Annotated in this window: 10 protein-coding genes and 1 pseudogene; 3 read left to right on the forward strand and 8 right to left on the reverse strand. The window is 71.8% G+C overall.

What is annotated here, in order from left to right; all coding sequences use genetic code 11:
• Window positions 1-4: 4 nt before the first annotated feature.
• Window positions 5-94 (forward strand): annotated as a pseudogene (locus tag ACWD4B_RS31420) (fluoride efflux transporter CrcB); the annotation flags it as partial.
• 109 nt (window positions 95-203) lie between these two features.
• Here the strand turns inward: ACWD4B_RS31420 and ftsH are convergent.
• The 8 genes from ftsH to ACWD4B_RS31460 form a co-directional block, all read right to left on the reverse strand.
• Window positions 204-2,135 carry an ATP-dependent zinc metalloprotease FtsH gene (ftsH, locus tag ACWD4B_RS31425; protein WP_451423944.1) on the reverse strand — a complete coding sequence of 644 codons (1,932 nt, stop codon included), beginning with the start codon at window positions 2,133-2,135 and terminating at the stop codon, window positions 204-206.
• 66 nt (window positions 2,136-2,201) lie between these two features.
• Complete coding sequence (locus tag ACWD4B_RS31430; RefSeq protein ID WP_451423945.1) at window positions 2,202-5,105, reverse strand: hypothetical protein; 2,904 nt, start codon at window positions 5,103-5,105, stop codon at window positions 2,202-2,204.
• Window positions 5,105-6,934, reverse strand: a complete 1,830-nt coding sequence (locus tag ACWD4B_RS31435; protein ID WP_451423946.1) for a peroxidase family protein — start codon at window positions 6,932-6,934, stop codon at window positions 5,105-5,107. The genes ACWD4B_RS31430 and ACWD4B_RS31435 overlap by 1 nt, the downstream gene beginning before the upstream one ends.
• Window positions 6,931-7,326: a hypothetical protein gene (locus ACWD4B_RS31440; protein ID WP_451423947.1), complete on the reverse strand. Its 396-nt coding sequence runs from the start codon at window positions 7,324-7,326 to the stop codon at window positions 6,931-6,933. Before ACWD4B_RS31440 ends, ACWD4B_RS31435 begins: the two co-directional genes overlap by 4 nt.
• An 89-nt stretch (window positions 7,327-7,415) precedes the next feature.
• Window positions 7,416-8,579: a catalase family protein gene (locus ACWD4B_RS31445; protein ID WP_451423948.1), complete on the reverse strand. Its 1,164-nt coding sequence runs from the start codon at window positions 8,577-8,579 to the stop codon at window positions 7,416-7,418.
• Window positions 8,576-9,988, reverse strand: coding sequence for a Dyp-type peroxidase (locus tag ACWD4B_RS31450; protein ID WP_451423949.1), 1,413 nt, complete (start codon window positions 9,986-9,988; stop codon window positions 8,576-8,578). The genes ACWD4B_RS31445 and ACWD4B_RS31450 overlap by 4 nt, the downstream gene beginning before the upstream one ends.
• Window positions 9,989-10,001: 13 nt before the next feature.
• A complete protein-coding gene (locus ACWD4B_RS31455) occupies window positions 10,002-11,276 on the reverse strand; it encodes a hypothetical protein (RefSeq protein WP_451423950.1) in 1,275 nt (424 codons plus the stop codon).
• A 1-nt stretch (window position 11,277) separates the two neighbouring features.
• The gene (locus ACWD4B_RS31460) at window positions 11,278-11,736 is read right to left on the reverse strand and encodes a hypothetical protein (RefSeq protein WP_451423951.1); all 459 of its coding nucleotides are present in this window, start codon (window positions 11,734-11,736) and stop codon (window positions 11,278-11,280) included.
• Between the two features lie 138 nt (window positions 11,737-11,874).
• Between ACWD4B_RS31460 and ACWD4B_RS31465 the strand changes: the two genes are divergently transcribed.
• A complete protein-coding gene (locus ACWD4B_RS31465; RefSeq protein WP_451423952.1) occupies window positions 11,875-15,240 on the forward strand; it encodes an NACHT domain-containing protein in 3,366 nt (1,121 codons plus the stop codon).
• Between the two features lie 115 nt (window positions 15,241-15,355).
• On the forward strand, window positions 15,356-17,730 hold a 2,375-nt coding region (locus tag ACWD4B_RS31470), incomplete at its 3' end, for a phosphoketolase family protein (RefSeq protein ID WP_451423953.1).

Raw genomic sequence — 17,730 nt, forward strand, 5'->3', positions numbered from 1 at the left:
GATCGTGAGCTGGCTGTTGGTGATCATGGGAGCCGTCGTCGGCGCGCCCGCGCGGTATCTGACGGACCGGGCAGTGCAGAGGCGGCACGACACCGCCGCGACCCGGCGCTCGTCCGTACTGATGGCCACGCGGCCTCCCTGTCTCCGATGGACGGGGGCCAGCCTCGCAGTACTTGCTCTGAGAACCCTGTGAACGCTCCCCGTCAGGAGCCCTGCTCCTGACGCAGCACGTCCTGGACCACGGAACCGTCGATGGTCTCGCGGGCGACGAGGAGGCCGGCGAGCCGGTCGAGGGCGGTGCGGTGCCCGCGGAGCAGGCCCAGGGCCCGTTCCTCGGCGTGGCGGATCAGGCGGGCGACCTCCTCGTCGACGATCCGCTGGGTCTGCTCGGAGTACGGGGGGCGGCGCAGCAGGTCGTCCGCGGCCGGTTCGCCGAGGTACTGCAGGCCGGCGGACGCGTAGCCGACCGGGCCCAGGGCCGGGGAGAGGCCGAACTCGCGGACCATGCGGGTGGCGATCTGCGTCGCGCCGGCCAGGTCGTTGGCCGCTCCGGTCGAGCCCTCGCCGAAGACGACCAGTTCCGCGGCCCGGCCGCCGAGGCGGACGGCGAGCAGGTCGGTGAGGTAGCCCTCGCTGTAGAGGTGCCGTTCCGCCTCGGGCAGCTGCTCGGTGACGCCGAGCGTCACCCCGGCCGGAAGGATGGTGACCTTGGCGACCGGGTCGGCGTGCTCGCACAGCGCGGCGACGAGGGCGTGCCCGGACTCGTGGACGGCGACGGAGTGCCGCTCCTCGGGGAGCAGGGCGTTGGAGGTCTCGCGCCGGCCGAGCAGCACCCGGTCCCGGGCGGTGTCCAGGTCCCCCTGGGTGAGGGTGGCACGGTCGGCCCGGACGGCGTTGATGGCCGCCTCGTTGACGAGGTTGGCGAGGTCGGCCCCGGAGAAGCCGGGGGTGGCGCGGGCCACGGTGTCCAGGTCGACCCCGGGGTCCAGGGTCTTGCCGCGGGCGTGGACAGCGAGGATGGCCGCCCGCTCGGTCTGGTTGGGCAGCGGGACGGTGACCTGGCGGTCGAAGCGTCCGGGCCGCAGCAGGGCCGGGTCGAGGGCGTCGGGCCGGTTGGTGGCGGCGAGCACGACGATGCCGCTGCTCTGGTCGAACCCGTCCATCTCCGCGAGGAGTTGGTTGAGCGTCTGCTCGCGCTCGTCGTTGCCGCCGAGCCGGCTCCCGCCGCCGCGCCGGCCGCCGACGGCGTCGATCTCGTCGATGAAGATGATCGAGGGTCCGCGCTTGCGGGCCTCGTCGAAGAGGTCGCGCACGCGGGACGCGCCGACGCCGACGAACATCTCGACGAACGCCGAGCCGGTCACCGACAGGAAGGGGACGTCGGCCTCACCGGCGACGGCCCGCGCGAAGAGCGTCTTGCCCGTGCCGGGCGGCCCGACCATGATCACGCCGCGCGGGCCCTTGGCGCCGGCGGCGGCGTACCGGCCGGGGTTGCGCAGGAAGTCCACCACCTCGCTGATCTCCTGCTTGACCCCGTCGTAGCCCGCGACGTCGGTGAAGCCCGTGGTCGGCCGCTCCGCTTCGATGATCTTCGCGCGGGAGCGTCCGATGGTGCTGATGCCGCCGGTGAGCGATCCGGCCGCCCGGCGGAAGCCCCAGAAGAAGAAGGAGACCAGGAGCAGCAACGGCAGGAAGGCCAGCAGGAGGGAGGGCCAGAGGCTGCCGCTGCTCTGCACGGCGGAGATGCTCACATGCTGGGCCTGGAGCTGCTGCTCCAGCCCGCCGGAGCCGAGGGCCGTGGGGAGCTGGGTGGTGAAGTGCGTGCCGTTCTTGAGGGTTCCGTCGACCGTGCCCTTGTCGGTGATCTCGACAGTCTGCACCTGGCCGGTCCCGACCTTGCCGGTGAAGTCGCTGTAGGAGAGCTGGTTGCGGGACGGACCCGTCAGGCCGCGCGACGTCGCCAGGGCGATCAGCAGGCCCAGCAGGACGAACGGCATGACCCACAGCCACCAGCGGGGCGACTGCGGTGCCGGGGCGGGCCGCTTCGGCGGGCCTTCCGGCGGCCCCGGTCCCCCGGGCGGTGCTCCGTCGGGCGGTGCCAGGTGGCGGTGCGGCAAGCGCATTCGTGTGATCACGGAACGGCTCTTCTCTCACGGGCTCCGGTCCCGCCCGCCCTTCCATCATGCACCGGGCACTGCTGCTCAGGGCCCGGTTCTCCGGGGCCGGCGCAGCCGCCGCCGGGGCGGTGGACTCGGCGGGTCCAGCAGCGTCGCGGCCCGCCCGCCGATCCAGTGGCCGAGCGCCTGGTAGGCGTCGAACCGTCGCTCGTCGAACCACTGGTCGCTGGTGCCGTCGTGCGGGAACTCCTGGTCGGCCTGGGCGTAGGCGAGGAGCTCGTAGGGCATCTCCGGGGTCAGTGCCGCCCGGGCGACGATCAGCCGTCCCGTCGTGCCGACGTTGTGGCCGTGCTCGTCCACCAGCCGGCGCGGATAGGTGATCGTGCCCTCGACCACTGCCGCGGCCGAGAGCCGGAGGCTGAGCCCGGCCAGCGGGTTCGGCGGGCCGCCCGGGGAGCCCGGCGGCGGTGGCGGGTTCCGCGGGTCCAGGGGGGACGCGCTGCCGGGGACGAGCCTCTTCCAGTCCTCGCGGTCGATCGTGATCTCGACGCCGAGCTCCTCCCGGGCCAGGGCGACGGCCTCGCCCAGAGCGGCGGCGAAGGCCCCGGAACCCCCGCTGGCGTCCACGCACACGGCGGTCCTGACACCGTGCCGGAGCAGTTCGACCAGGCCGAGGTTCTCGTAGTGCCCGCCGTCGGTGACCAGCAGCATCCGGTCGTCCATCGGATACCGGCCGGAGACCTCCCGCAGCAGATAGGGCAGGCGGCGGATGCCCGGCATCGGAGGCAGTCCCCAGTCGGGGTCCTCGCCCCAAAGGGCGCCCAGCACGCCGGGGTTGGGAAGCCAGGTGCCGAGCCGGGCGTTGGAGAGCGCGAACAGCGTCTGGAACGCGCGCGACTGGCGGCCCATGGCCGAGGCGAAGGCCGCGCCGGACACGGCAACGGCGGATTCGACGGTGAGGTCCTTGCGGATGACCGGCCTGGTGCGGCGGCACAGGACGTCCGTCCGCGCGTACCCGATGTCCGGGCCTCCGACGTAGTCGTGCGACAGCGTGAACGAGACCGCGTGCCGTCCCGGTGGCGTCCGGTCGTCGCCGGAGAGGTTGGCCGCCGCGGCGAAGACGACCTGGGGGAAGCCGGGATGCCGCCTGGCGTACCAGGAAAGCGGCGTCGCCTCGTCGAACCGGTAGGGGACGGCGATCTGTTCGCCGTCCGGGAAGGTTCTGCGACGGACGGCGAACGCGGAGACCAGCCGGGCACGGTAGAAGGGGTGCAGGCTCGTCCAGGTCTGGTCGAGGCTCAGCACGACCAGCCCGAGGACGGCGACAAGGGCGATCTGGCAGGGCACCGGCCAGGTCCTTCCCCTGGCGATCGCCCAGCCCAGCACGAGCAGGGAGGCCGCCGTCAGCACCACGAGGACCGCCCACACCATCAGGTACTTGGAGAACCCGTCGGGCACGGCGCGTGCCAGCCGGGAGCGCTCGGCGGTGCCGACCGCGTGCTCGGCCTTCTCGATGCGCCGCCACGTGGTGCCGAACAGCGCGGTCACATAGGTGAGCAGCACGGCGCCGCCGGCGCTCGCCCCCGTCGCCGGGGCGTGCAGCTTCCACACGTGCGGCGTCGCCCACGCCAGGCCGGGGAGGACGACCACCACGAGGCCCAGCAGCAGGCCCGCCACCACGAACGTGACGAAGACCGACTTCAGGGTGCCCGACAGACGCCGCCTGGCCAGCCACAGGGACATCAGCCAGAAGAACCAGAACACGGCGGCGAGGCCGGCCAGGACCAGGAGGGCCGTCAGCGCGGGTCCCCGGAAGGCCAGGTGCCGGGGCAGCGGAGTCGTCACCGTCAGCGGAACGAGGTGGTAGCCCCAGCTCAGGGCGAGCCCCAGGACCAGCAGGGTGGCGGTCAGCAGGCTCAGGGAGGCCAGCAGTCCCCGCAGCACGGCGCCCACCGCGACCAGCCACTGGCCGGTTCCTTCCGCGACGTACTTCGAGTGCCGGCGGGTGTGGTCCTCCTCCGGTGTGCCGGGCATGTAGACGTCGTCGGGACCGGCCCCCTGCCGGCCCACCCCGGCCAGCGCCAGTTGGAGGGCGCCCGCCGCGTAGCCGCCGCCGGAGACCGACACCAGGTAGCGGGCCCGGCACAGGTAGGGACGGAGGGCCTGCAACGCGCCCAGCGTGACGCAGGCGGAGCGGATGCCGCCGCCCGAGACGCAGAAGCCGAGCCCGCCCTGTTCGCGGCCGGCCGGCACCCGGCTGCCGTTCTCCCACCGCGCCTGCGGGGAGCGGGAAGGGTTCTTGCGCGCGGCCGCCGGCCAGCGGCGTCCGTCCGTCCGCGTCACGGGCCAGGGCGGGATGACCTCGGGCTCCCCGGGACCGCGGCCGGCCATGTCGCACCCGCACGGCCCCTCGCAGTCGTGTCTGCTGCGCCGGGCCCACCCGTGGAACACGGCCCGTTTGAGGACGATCGCGACCACGACCGCCGCGACGGGCACGGTGAGGACGAGCAGCAGCCACTTGACCGTCGCGAGGCCCGTCGCCACCGCGAACGGCCAGTCCGCGCCGTCGAGTCCGTGGAGCAGCAGCAGTTTCTCCGCCACGGCGCACGCGCACGCGGCGAGGACGCCGGCGATCCCGTACCGGACGAGGCAGCGGTGTCTCATGCGCACCGCGATCGTGCGGCTGCTGAGCCGGAACACGAGCACCGTGCTGATGGTGTACGCCCCGATGAGGAAGAAGTCGGCCGTCAGCGCCTTGCGGAAGTCGGCCGTCCGGCCGCCGACGAGGGCGTGTGCCTCCCGCGCGCTGCCCGCCAGTTGCAGCCTCACGTCCTGGACGTAGGGGGCGTTGTGGCGGATCCAGAGTCCCGCGGCGAAGACGGCGACGGCCAGGAGGGCCAGCAGGATGCCGCTCCAACGGGACAGGTGCATGGTGTCGTGCGTCTTGCTCCACGAGTTACTGCGCGAGTGGCATGTTGCGCGTCCCATCACCCACCTCCGGTGTCACCGCGAACCCCCGCCGCGGCCCACGGGGCGAAGGCGTTGTCCACCGACCGCAGGGACGGGCGCAGCCCCGGGAAGTGCCGCAGCAGCACGCTGCTCATGCTGTTGTCCTCGATCCAGTCCAGACCGGTCTGCGTGTACACCTGGGGCGTGTAGTCCCGGGTGAGGAACCGGTCGCTGTTGAGCCGGCGGGACGCCATCAGGACGAAGATGCGGAAGGCCGTGTCGCTGAACGCGAAGCCCTGCGGGCGGGGTTCGGCGAACATGCCGACCGAGAGGTCGACGCGCTCGATGTCCCCGTCGTAGACCCGGCGCAGCTCCTCGGCCCAGACGGGGTTGTCGGTGAGCGTGTCGAAGTCCTGGGCCGGGAGGAGGTGGAGCTGCCGCCGGAACTCGTTGTAGCGGGGTACGCCGACTTCCCGCGAGCGCAGGATGTCGACGGCTCCGAGATCCATGAGCTTGCCGTCCGGCCGCTGGAACTCCTGCAGGAACCTGGGGTAGTTGTGCAGGGTGACCAGGCCCGGGTGGGAGGTGCCGAACGAGTAGAGGAGGTCGGTGAGGGTGTGCTTGCCGAGGATGTCGTACGCCTGCCGCCCCGTCAGCTCCTTGAAGGTGGCCTCCTGGAGCAGCGAGTCGTCGGCGGCCGACCGGAAGCTCCAGTCGTCGGGGATGAGGGGGTGCATGCGGTAGACGGCGACGAACTCCTCGGTGAGCGAGTACGGAACGCCGAAGTGGTCGGTGCGCCCGCCCACGATGCCGCTGAGCACCTCGCTCCGGCTGAGGCGTCCGAGCACCTTGTGCAGGCGCTGCCCCAGGAGGCCGTACCAGTTGGCGTGCATGGCGGCGACGGTGGTGGGGTGGCTGATGACGGCGGGGGTCCACTCGACGGTGTGGATCTTGGCGATGAGTGCCGCGTTGACCAGCCGTCCGCGCTGGAAGAGCTCCTCGTCGGACCATGCGGGGTAGGCGTCGTGCAACGAGTCGCAGATGGCGTTGTGTTCGAGGAGGAAGATCCGGTGCATCATGGCGAGGCCCAGCCAGAAGCCGGGCACGCCCGCCGGGTCCTTGTCCGGGTCGTCCGGGAACAGCGGGCCGTCGGGCACCCGGAGCCTGCCGCCCTGGCCGGTGCACAGCGACCGCTGCTCGGCCGGGTTGTTGCCGTAGAGCTGGGAGGCGTCCCACCAGGGCGAGTTGTCGTTGAGGAAGGTCGGCGGCAGGCCGTCGTCCCCGGCCGGGCGGGTCGGGTCCGGGATGGTCCGCGGTATCAGCATCGGCGGTGCGGGCCACGGGTCGCCGTCGGCCAGCCCGATGCGCCAGGGGCGGTCCATGGTGCCCTGCCCGTGGCTGACCCAGTCCTTGATCATGAACTGCAGCCAGGCGGCGACCAGGGTGTTGACGGACTCGGCCGGCACGAACGTGCGCCGGGTCAGCAGGGCCCGGCTCACCTCGCGGGGATTCGGGGAGAGGAGCTCCGGCTCGGGTTCGGGAAAGGCCCGGTCCGGTGGCACGTTGCGGCCGAAGCGCGAACGGGCCATGCCCATGCGGGGGTTCGCCAGGTCGTTGTACGTGCCGTCGGCCGTGCGCCCGGTCGCGTCCTGCGGGTCCCGCGGAGCGACGTCGGGCAGGTTGCAGGACGGGTAGCGGGCGGTGTCGAAGAGGTTCTTGCGGCGCAGGTTGTCCCGCAGCCCGATGAGGGTCAGCAGGCCGAGGGGCTTGGGCAGGTTCTGCCAGCCGACCTTGTGGTCGACGGCGACCGCCAGCCGGTCGTGCAGCTGCACGAACCACGGGGCCCTGCCACGGGGTGCTGTGCTCATGAGGTGTTCCCTTCCGGCGGCCGGCACGCCCGGCCCCGGGCCACGAGGGTCAGGGCGACGTTGACCGTCGAGATCGCCGTGGCCGCGACGGCCATGCGGTGCGGGAGAAGGCCTTCGCGGCCGGCGCAGGCGGCCGCCAGGGCGTCGCTCGTGTGAATGAGCGTGCCGGTCCGCAGCAGCCGGTCGAGCTCGTCCGCATCGGCGGGACAGAGCAGTTGGGCGCCGATGACCACGGTGCGCACGCCGAACATGCGCAGCACGTAGACCAGCGCGGGCTGTTCGGGGTCCGCACCGAGCCGGCGGGCCATCACTCGCGGGGTCAGCAGTGCCGCTGCGCCGTTCACCAGTCGGATTCCGGCCAGGGACCGGCGCGCGGCTGTCCGCGCGTCCATCTCGGCTCCCCTTCCCGACGGACATCCAGGGGATGTTGCGCCCTTGTTTTCGACGATATGGGAAGTGCTCCCGGCGCGCGCGCCGGGCGTCACGCCCCCTCTCCGGGCTCCTCGTGCGGCGTGCCGTTCATGGCCTGTCTGAGCCGCGAGAGCTGCAGGTAGATCGTGCGGCGGGCACGGTTCTGGTTGCCCAGCGGCCGGTGTTCGGGCAGGGCGTGCCAGGGGTTGAAGGACAGCCGGTCGGCACGGGCGAACTGGTCCGCCGGGTCGCACTGCTGCCGGAGCACGCGCAGGGTGGCCACCGGCACGAACGGCGAGAGGCGCTCGGGCCAGACCACGGACGCGTTCTCGACGGGCATCCGGTGGGCGTCGGTCTGTACCTGGACGAGGAAGTCGAAGCAGACGTCGCGCTCCCGCAGTGCGGCCGCCAGGGCCTGCTGCAGGTAGTCGTCGGGCGGGCGCCACGGCACCCGGCTGCGGGTCCCGTCGCGGGGCACGAGGGAGTACTGCACGGCCTGGCCCGCCCCGAGGAGATACGGCGTGCAGCTCCAGTACCGGGCCTCCAGCGGGCTCGTCTGGGTCTTCGCGTACAGCCCCTGCATGATCATGTCGCAGAGGTGCGGGTGCCGGGGGTCGAGGAAGTACAGGACCGGGGTGCCCGCGAAGACGTGCTGCTGCAGCCCGAGGTTCTCGACGACGTCGGGCGTGGTGAACGTCGGCGCGCTGATGCCCGTGAAGTCCTGGGTCCACCGCTCGTCGTCGAGCAGCTTCTCGCCGCCGACGCCCAGGAGTTTGACGCCGATGCTGAGGATCCCGTTGTCCTTGATGTCGGGCGGCGCGAGGGGGCCGGGGCCCGCGAACCGGACCCAGGCGCGGTAGGTGGCGGGGGTGCGGAAGACGCCGTGCCGCAGCCGTGCGGGCAGGTCGTCGTGGACGGTGAACTCCGCGTGCACGACCCCGTAGGTCTTGGTGTTGCCGGCCCGTTGGGCCTCACCCGGCCGGTACTGGCGCCGGACGAAGCGGGTCATCTGCTGCGCGACGGCCTCGGCGACCTCCGCCTCCCCGGGCACGGTCCGCTCCTCGGCGAGGCCCAGGTGCTCGTCCCGGCGGCGCACGTTGATGCACCACTGCACCGCGGCCTGGACGGGACGCAGCAGGGTCCGGTCGAACAGCGGCCGCACGTAGGGATCGATGCGCCGCTCCAGCAGGACGCATCCCAGGATCGCGTCGTTGAGCCGCTGCCCGGCGTTCACTGCCGCCCGCCGCCCTCGGACGGTGCGGCCGTGCCGAGATAGCGCAGCGCCCGCAGGCCGGGAAGGAAGAAGTAGGCGCCGCCCTGGACGGTGACGAACTGCGGCAGACCGGCGTGCCGGGTGCGTACGGGCCTGCCTTGTTCGGTGAACGTCGCACCGTGGTCCTGGCGCGGTGCGACGAGCGGGTCGGGGCCGTCCTGAAGCCCGTTGAAGTTCGGGTTGTTCAGCCAGGTGTGCTGGATGAACTCGAACTGGCGGGAGATGTTCGCGTTGAGGCCGAGGAAGTGGAGTCCGCGGGCGCCCGTGCCGTCCCCCGCTCCGTCCGGCCCGAAGGCCCGGCCGCGGCGCAGCAGCCGGTGACGCCGCCCGATGGCGACCGACTCGGCCGAACCGGGGTGCGGGTCCAGGGAGTCGCGCGGGTTGGCGCGGCGGATGTGGGCCCCGAGCGGGCAGCGCAGGCCGTCCGGGTCGGTGGCGAAGTAGCCGAAGTCGTTGTCCGTGGCCAGCGCGGGGTCGTCGTGCTGCGGCGCACGGACGAGAGGGGCGCCGCCGGGCCAGCGTCCCACCATGCGCGCGGCGAGCACCTCCTGTGCGGCGGGATCACTGCTGCCGTCGGGGCGCCGGGTCTGCGCGTCGAGGTAGGCGTGGAAGGCCTCGACGTCCTGCAGGAGCTGCCGGAAGACCAGGTAGCTGCCGTTGCGCCCGAAGTCCGCGGCGCCCTGGGGAGTACGGGGCAGCACGGCGTCGGGGTCGTGGCGGGACGGCAGCAGGGGGCGGTCCGTCAGCAGCCCGTACTCGTTGGGGTGGCCGAGGACGAACTCCCCTGCCCGGACGACCTGATCGCCGCCCGCGCCGGCTTTGGACAGTCCCTCGACGAGGGGTTGGGAGATGCCGTCGCGGAAGCCGAAGGGCTCCCGGCCGGAGAGCTCGGTGGTGCCCAGACGCACGGTCTCGGTGAGGGCACCGCCGGCGACGGCCTCCTGGCGTGTCTCCCCCTCCAGCCGGTGCAGCTGCTGCTCGTCGCGTGCGTACAGCATCACCAGGACGTGTACGGGCGCGGTGGCCGGCCCGCCCCACCGCCAGTACCGCGGAGCGTTCTCCCCCACGTCGCCCAGGAAGCGGCTGCGGTCGGGGTCGGTCATGCCCGAGACGAACTCGTCCGGGAAACCGTCCAGTTCAGGTGTCTCCAGTCCCAGGCGCCGCAGACCGTCCGAGGTCAGGGCGAGGTTGACCGCGGTGTCCGAGGGTTCCGCGAGGCCGTTCGTCACCCGCAGGGCCAGCCGCCCCAGCGCGGCACGGGCCGCCGTCGGATCCGCGATCGCGAACACCAGGAAACCGGCCGCGGGCAGCGTGCTGTAGCCACGGACGACCAGGCCCTGGATGTCCTTGCGATCCAGCGTCGTCGTCATCGCGTCACCCCCTTCAGAACAGGGCGAGCCAGGCCTCGGTCTCGGCCGGGCCGAGGGGTCCGAAGAGGCCTGCCCGGATCCGGGCGTTGGTGTCGAGGTTGTGCGTGGTCGACGTGTCGTACGCGGAGTACCAGACCTGGGTCGGCACCTCGTGACAGCGCAGGTAGTTCTTGAAGGCCTGTTCGTCCTTGGCACCGTCCAGCACGAGCCACCGCACCCGCGGATAGCCCTGGCCGTTGCTGAAGACGGCGTTGAGGCCCCAGGCGACCTTGTCGATGAAGTCGTCCATGTAGCTTTCCAGGCTGCCGTCGTAATTGCTCGCGAAGATCATGCGCTGTTTCCCGTCGATGAACAGCCAGCGGGCGAAGTGGATGGTCTTGACCCCGGCGAGATTGCCCCGGTCGAAGACGTGGCGCACGCCGTAGTCGACGACGAAGAGGACGGCGGTGAGCGTGATGCGCCGGAACGGCCCGGCCTTGACCGAGCCGACGGCGGTGAAGGGGTTCTGCGCCACGAAGTCCTCGCAGCCCGCGAGTTCGTGTACGTGATCGCGGCTCGGCCGGGACCGGTCGGGCACGTCGCGGCGTTCGTGCAGCCTCAGCAGGACGGCGCCGGCCGGCAGCGCGATCACCAGCAGCGGCGACAGCACCAGGCCGGCCAGCGGAACCCCGACCAGGTGCGCGGCCCGGCGGATCCGCCAGCCGAGTGGGGGCGGCGCGGGTCCGGTGCGGGCCCAGGCGAGGTCCGGGCGGCCGCGGACGTATTCCTGGACGGCTGCCCGGATTCCGGCAGGGCTCGATCCCGCGAGAGCGGGTCCGTTCCGGTCGAGGAATTCCTCGATGGCCTCGCGCAGCAGGGCCTCCTGCTCGATCTGCTGCCGTCCCCTGCCGACGGTGTTGACGTAATAGGCGGCGCAGGACAGGCAATGGGAGCGCAGCCAGTCGATGCGGGCCGCCTCCGGGGAGCCGGCCGCCGGATATCCGGCGCAGTGCCCGAACACCCGGTCCAGGCCGTCGCCGGCCTTGCGGGCGAGCTCGGTGAGGTGCGCTTCCACGGGCCCGTCCACCTCGCCCAGGTACACGACGCTGGGCGGCATGCCCGCGGCAGCGCCGCCGGGCCCTTCGGGAACGAGGACGACGCGCGCGAAATGCACGCCCGGCATCCCGGCGAAGGGGAACAGTTCTCCGGCCACGCCCTTCCGGCCCGCCTCGTCCAGCAGTTCCCGCACCTCGGCGACCCGGTCCGGCGGCAGCGCGGCCCGGACGGTGACCGCCGTCTGATACGGCATCTCAGGACCTCGCTTCGTGGAAAGTCAGGCTGAAATCCAGGACTTTGTGCCGCCCCCAGTACACGTTGCCGAGGTAGACCCCGTTCCCGACGCGGCGGATCTCGTCCCGGATCCAGTGGGCGACGAGCGAGGTCTGCGCGTAGTCGAGGACGATGCATTCCCCGCCGTCGCACCAGCTCGCATTCCGGTAGACCCGCGCCCGCACCGCCCGGATCCCGAACGGCGTGACCAGATTGCGCAGTTCACCGCGGACGGGGTCGAAAACCTTGCCCTGCCACGCGAGACGGCGCACCAGCACGGCCACCACGGCGTTCACCTTCGGGCTGCGCCCCAGGAGCACCGTGCCGAGGCCCTTTCCGCGGGGGATCTCCCCGGGTTGGCTCGCGCGGAACAACCGGTCGAGCTCGGGCCGTGACATGGCCAGCAGCCGGTCGGTGCCGATATCGGTGGCGTGGCTCATCGTGCACCTCCACGCATGCGCTATGGCCATCGTATTTCGGGCCGTATCCCCCGGCATCCCGGCCGCCCGGGAATTCGACAGCGGGGTGGTGCGCGCGCACGATGGACGGAGGGAGAAGTCGTCGAGGGTGGCTGAATCATGAACTATGCCTTCAGACATCCCAAGGGCAAGGTCCTGCCGCAGCGCAGCCGGCCCGTGGTCCGCCCGTGGCGCTGGGCGTCCCGCGCAGCCCGGGCCGTCGGGCGGTTCTTCCGGAGGACGTGGGCCCGTTCGGTCGCCCGCGGCCAGGTGGCCCCGGCCCGCTGGTGGTGGCCGAAGCTGTCGTGGGCAGGGTGCATTCAGCACCTCTCCTGGCTGGCGGCCCTGCTCACCGGACTCTGGGTCGGATCGGGCATCTACGAGCTCGTCAGCCGGCACGAGTCGCCGATCGAGAAGTGGTGCAAGTCCGGCGGCGGCACCGGATGCGTCGTGACCTACAGCTTCCTGTCCCCGTTCCTCAGCCTCGGACTGGCGACTCTCGCGTTCATGTTCGCGCAGTACTTCTCGGTGCGCAGAATTCTCAAGCAACGGGCCAAGAAGGACGCGCGCCATCTCGTGCCGACCGCCGGGCCGATCGCCAAGGACGTGGTCGGGCGGAAGGAGATGTGCCTGATCATCTCCCGGGCGCTGCGCGACCGGCGAACCCGGCGGCCCTACATCCTGGTCGGCGGGGTGGGCGCCGGAAAGACGTCGGTCCTCGTACAGCTCACGCAAATGCTGGCGAAGAAGGGCGCGTTCCCCGTGCCGATCCGGATGCGGGACGTCGATGTGGCGGGCAACCGGCTGGACTTCCGCGAGATGGCCATGAAGCGCTTCTGCGAAATCGTGGACCGCGGTGCGCTCTCCAGCCGGCAGAGCGAAAGAGTGTGGCGGCAACTGTGCATCGAGGACAAGGCCGTGGTCATCGCCGACGGCCTGGAGGAAACGTTCACCGAGGACTGGGACGAGAAGGAGCAGAAGGAACGGGACATCCTCATCCGGCATGCCATCCAGCAGGCGGAACGGCAGAAACTCCCACTGGTCATCGCCTCACGCCCGCATCCGCCCCTGGAACAGACCCGTGCCGCGGTCATCGACCTGGAGCCGCTCAGCGAGGAGGCGGCGCTGGAATACCTGGAGGAGAACCGCAAGGACCGGGACGGCGGGCGCATGGACTGGATCGTCAAGACGGCGGCGGTGTCCGAATCCCCGTTGTACCTGCAGATAGCGAACGAACTGCGGGAGCACAGCCTCCTCGATCACCTGGCCGGCCCCGAGCGTCAATCGGCCCTGGACACCCGCAAGGCCGACCGTCCGGCCCTGCAGCTGCGTCTGCTCGACACGTGGCGGCAAGGTCTCATCACGGGACGTATTCTCGGCGAGCTCCCCCTGTCGTCCGATCGGCGCAAGGCCACCGTCGAAGTCATGTCCGCGCTGGCCGGGATAGGTCTGCTGCAGGACCGGCTGGAGGTCGGATTCGATGCGCTGATCGGTGCGGCACCCCCGTTCCCGGGCATCTGGAGGAGACTCCGGGAACGGCTGCCGGAATGCCCCGGCCACACCGACATCCACCGGTGCCGCGCGCTCCTGGCCCTGTGCGCCACGCAGGGCGAACAGCTCGGCCTGGTGGAAGCCCGCGGCGACAGCGTCCGCTTCCCCCACAGCATCCTCCAGGCCTACCTCGGCTCCGGCTATGTCGGCGTCTCCCGGCACAAGCCCCTCGCCGAAACCCTGAAGGAGCCCGGCCCCGGACGCGAACTCCTGATGGCGCTCGTCCTCCATTCCCGGAGGGCCCCGGCGGACGGCCACGAGGCCGTCACCCGGCTCCTCCTCAAAGCCGCCCGCTCCCGTACGGACGCCAAGGTGCTCGGCATGTACGCCGCCGCCCTCGACATCGACAGGGCCATCGGAGCGCCCAGACACCAGGACATCGCCCAAGCCCTCTGCCACCAGTGGCAGGACATCAGGTCGGGCGACCGGAGAACCCTCCAGGGGGCGAAACTGATCCTCGTCCACCGCTTCGGCGAAGTCCTGCGTGCGATCGGCGGAGCGGCACCCGGCGACCCTGCGCACGGCAGGGCCCCCGCATACTCGTCGTTCTTCGGCATCGCCGAGAACGAGCCCTCGCACTCCGTCCGGCTCGCTCTCGCGCGGGAGTTCGGCGCAGGGGGTGACAAGGCGTTCGACGCCCTGCGGGGCATGTTCCCCCTGCCCAGGGCGGGCCTTGCCGAGGAGAAGGACCCATGGGTGCAGTACGAAAAGGAACTCCTCCACCAGCTCCACGAGGAACACCGCGCCCGCGAGAGACTCCTCAGGCGGTCCAGCAGCGACGCGTCACACGAGCAGTACCTGCAGCGGAAGACGGACAGCGACGCGCGCCGGCTTCAGATCTGGCGGCGGTTTGTCATGCGGGCCTGGCTGGTTCCCATGATGGTGGGCTCGGTCACCCACAAGCACAGGAGCCAGGCCATGGAGAGGCTGCGCCTGTGGCTCGGTCACCTCGAACCCGAACACTCCCGCTCACGCGAGGCGGACCTGCCCCTCTCTCTGGAGATCGCCCTCGCCCAGGGTTTCAAGTGCGCCGCCAACCGCAGGAGACGGCACCCGCACGCGAACAAGGAGTCCCGGGACTACCTCGTGGGACAGGCGGAGTCCATGCTCGCCCACGCCCGTTACTGGTACTCCCAGTTGACGCTCATCCACGCCCTGTGCCTGTGGGAGCTGCTGGACGGCCCCGCCCGCCGGACGAAGCGGACCGACCCCGCGCAGGCCGTGGCGCGCTGGCTCGCACTGGCCGGCAGCAAGCAGGACCCGCGGGCCCGGCACCCGGACGACCGGACCCCCAAGGGAGACCGCCTGCACCCGTTCGTCGCGGAAGGAGCCGCCCTCGCCGTACTCGCCCTGGAGAGCGGGCACCCCGAGCGGTTCCTCTGGATGGACGAGACGGAGACGATGGTCAACGTCGGCTCCTCGCCGGAGGATCCCGGCGCCTACCGCAAGCAGAACCTCTGGATTCCGCCCTCGTCGGGGTGGACCACCCTCCATCCCCGCGCCCAGCAGCTGCTCGCCGACGTGATCCTGTTGCAGCAGCTCGTGCAACGGGACGGCAAGCCGGGCGAGTTGGAGGAACGTCTGTCACGCGCCAACCGGGCCGTGCTGCCGCCCTGTCTCCACGAGAACCGCCAGCCGCTGCGTCCCCGGCGCAGCGTGGGCATGGCCGAGGACGCACCCCCGGGCAGCACGTGCCTGCGCCACTGCCCCTTCGAGCTGTGCCCCTACCCCGCCCTGGGATCACAGCCGCATGCCGAGCTGCGCGAGGCCTTCTGCCGCCAGCAGCAGGCGCTGCTGCGCGCCTACCCGAGGCGAGGCTTCAGGCTGCTGTCCTGGCTGTCCCGCAAGCGTGCCCCCTGGCAGGGCATGACCCGCAGCGAACTCCACCAGTTCTGGGAGGACATGGCCGAACGGTCCCGGACCCCGTCGAGCTGATGCACCAGGTGCCACAGGGCCGCACGGCCCTGTGCAGCCCGCCGCGCGGCGGCCAGGCTGGAACGGCACGCCAGGCAACGCCAGGAAGGCCCAGCCCATTCCCTCGGAGGCACCCATGCGCGACGTCACCACCCCGGAACCGGCCACCGTCCTCACCGACCAGGAACTCCAGGCCCTGGACGCGCACTGGCGGGCCGCGAACTACCTGGCCGTCGGACAGATCTACCTCATGGCCAACCCGCTCCTGACGCAGCCGCTGCGCCCCGAGCACGTCAAGCCCCGGCTGCTGGGCCACTGGGGCACCTCGCCGGGCCTCAACCTGGTCCACACCCACCTCAACCGCGTCATCCGCGCCCGCGGCCTGGACGCGCTGTGCATCTGGGGGCCCGGGCACGGCGGGCCCGCGGTGCTGGCCAACTCCTGGCTGGAGGGGTCGTACACGGAGACGTACCCCGACGTCACGCGGGACGCGCCGGGCATGGAGCGGCTGTTCCGGCAGTTCTCCTTCCCCGGCGGCGTGCCCAGCCACGTCGCGCCCGAGACCCCCGGCTCGATCCACGAGGGCGGGGAGCTGGGCTACTCCCTCTCCCACGCCTACGGGGCCGCCTTCGACAATCCGGGCCTCCTCGTCGCCTGCGTCATCGGCGACGGCGAGGCCGAGACGGGACCGCTGGCCGCCTCGTGGCACTCCGACAAGTTCCTCGACCCCGTGCACGACGGGGCCGTCCTGCCGATCCTGCACCTCAACGGGTACAAGATCGCCAATCCGGCCGTTCTCGCCCGGCTCCCCGAGCCCGAGCTGGACGAACTGCTGCGCGGCTACGGCCACGCGCCCCTCCACGTGAGCGGCAGCGACCCCATGGCCGTCCACCGGGCCATGGCCGTCGCCCTGGACACCGCGCTCGACCGGATCGCACGGCTGCAGCACAGCGCCCGGACGGAGGGCATCGCCGAACGCCCCCGCTGGCCGGTGATCGTGCTGCGCACGCCCAAGGGCTGGACCGGGCCCGCCGAGGTGGACGGCCTGCCCGTCGAGGGGACCTGGCGCGCGCACCAGGTGCCGTTGCCCGGGGTCCGCGAGAACCCCGAGCACCTGCGGCAGTTGGAGGCGTGGCTGCGCTCGTACCACCCGGAGAAGCTCTTCGACGAGCACGGGCGCCCCCGGCCCGAGGTGCTCGCCTGCATCCCCGAGGGCACCCGCCGGCTCGGGGCGACACCGCACGCCAACGGCGGCCTGCTGCTGCGCGACCTGCCTCTGCCGCCCCTGGAGCGCTTCGCCGTACCGGTCGACAAGCCGGGCACGTCCCTGCACGAACCGACGCGCGTGCTGGGCGAGCTGCTGGAAGCCGTCATGGAGGCCACCGGCGAGCGCCGCGACTTCCGCCTGGTCGGGCCCGACGAGACGGCCTCCAACCGGCTCCAGGCCGTCTACCGGGCCAGCGGCAAGGCCTGGCAGGCCGGCCTCCTTCCCGTCGACGAACACCTCGACCGGCACGGCCGCGTCATGGAGATCCTCTCCGAACACACCTGCCAGGGCTGGCTGGAGGGCTACCTGCTCACCGGCCGGCACGGCCTGTTCTCCTGCTACGAGGCGTTCGTCCACCTCGTCGACTCCATGGTCAACCAGCACATCAAGTGGCTGCGCGTCTCCCGCCGGCTGCCCTGGCGGCGCCCCGTCGCCTCCCTCAACTACCTGCTCACGTCCCACGTCTGGCGCCAGGACCACAACGGCTTCTCCCACCAGGACCCCGGCTTCATCGACCACATCCTCAACAAGAGCCCCGAAGCCGTACGGGTCTACCTGCCGCCGGACGCCAACACCCTGCTGGCGGTGGCCGATCACGTGCTGCGCAGCCGCGACTACGTCAACGTCGTCGTCGCGGGCAAGCAGCCCTGCTTCGACTGGCTGAGCCTGGAACAGGCGCAGGCGCACTGCGCCCGGGGTGCCGGCATCTGGGAGTGGGCCGGCACCGAGGACGGCACCGGGGAACCCGACGTCGTCCTCGCCTGCGCCGGCGACGTGCCCACCCAGGAGGTGCTGGCGGCCGCCCGGTTGATCCGGCGGAACCTGCCCGGCCTGACCCTCCGCGTCGTCAACGTGGTCGACCTGGCCCGGCTGCTGCCCGCGGGCGAGCACCCGCACGGCATGATCGACGCGGAGTACGACGCCCTGTTCACCCGCGACAGGCCGGTCGTCTTCGCGTACCACGGCTATCCCTGGCTCATCCACCGCCTCGCCTACCGCCGCACCGGCCACGATCAGCTGCACGTGCGCGGCTACAAGGAGATCGGCACCACGACGACGCCCTTCGACATGGTCGTCCGCAACGACCTCGACCGCTACCGCCTGGTCATGGACGTGATCGACCGCGTCCCGGGCCTGGCGGTGCGCGCCGCCGCGGTGCGGCAGGCCATGGAGGACACGCGCAACCGCCACCACGCCTGGATCCGGGAGCACGGGACGGACCTGCCGGAGGTCGCCGACTGGAC

This window comes from Streptomyces sp. NPDC002536 (assembly GCF_053594995.1).

Coding starts and splice junctions, on each gene's coding strand:
- ACWD4B_RS31430 (WP_451423945.1), bottom strand. CDS start 5,105: ATGGGACGCGCAACATGCCACTCGCGCAGTAACTCGTGGAGCAAGACG.
- ACWD4B_RS31435 (WP_451423946.1), bottom strand. CDS start 6,934: ATGAGCACAGCACCCCGTGGCAGGGCCCCGTGGTTCGTGCAGCTGCAC.
- ACWD4B_RS31440 (WP_451423947.1), bottom strand. CDS start 7,326: ATGGACGCGCGGACAGCCGCGCGCCGGTCCCTGGCCGGAATCCGACTG.
- ACWD4B_RS31450 (WP_451423949.1), bottom strand. CDS start 9,988: ATGACGACGACGCTGGATCGCAAGGACATCCAGGGCCTGGTCGTCCGT.
- ACWD4B_RS31455 (WP_451423950.1), bottom strand. CDS start 11,276: ATGCCGTATCAGACGGCGGTCACCGTCCGGGCCGCGCTGCCGCCGGAC.
- ACWD4B_RS31460 (WP_451423951.1), bottom strand. CDS start 11,736: ATGAGCCACGCCACCGATATCGGCACCGACCGGCTGCTGGCCATGTCA.
- ACWD4B_RS31465 (WP_451423952.1), top strand. CDS start 11,875: ATGAACTATGCCTTCAGACATCCCAAGGGCAAGGTCCTGCCGCAGCGC.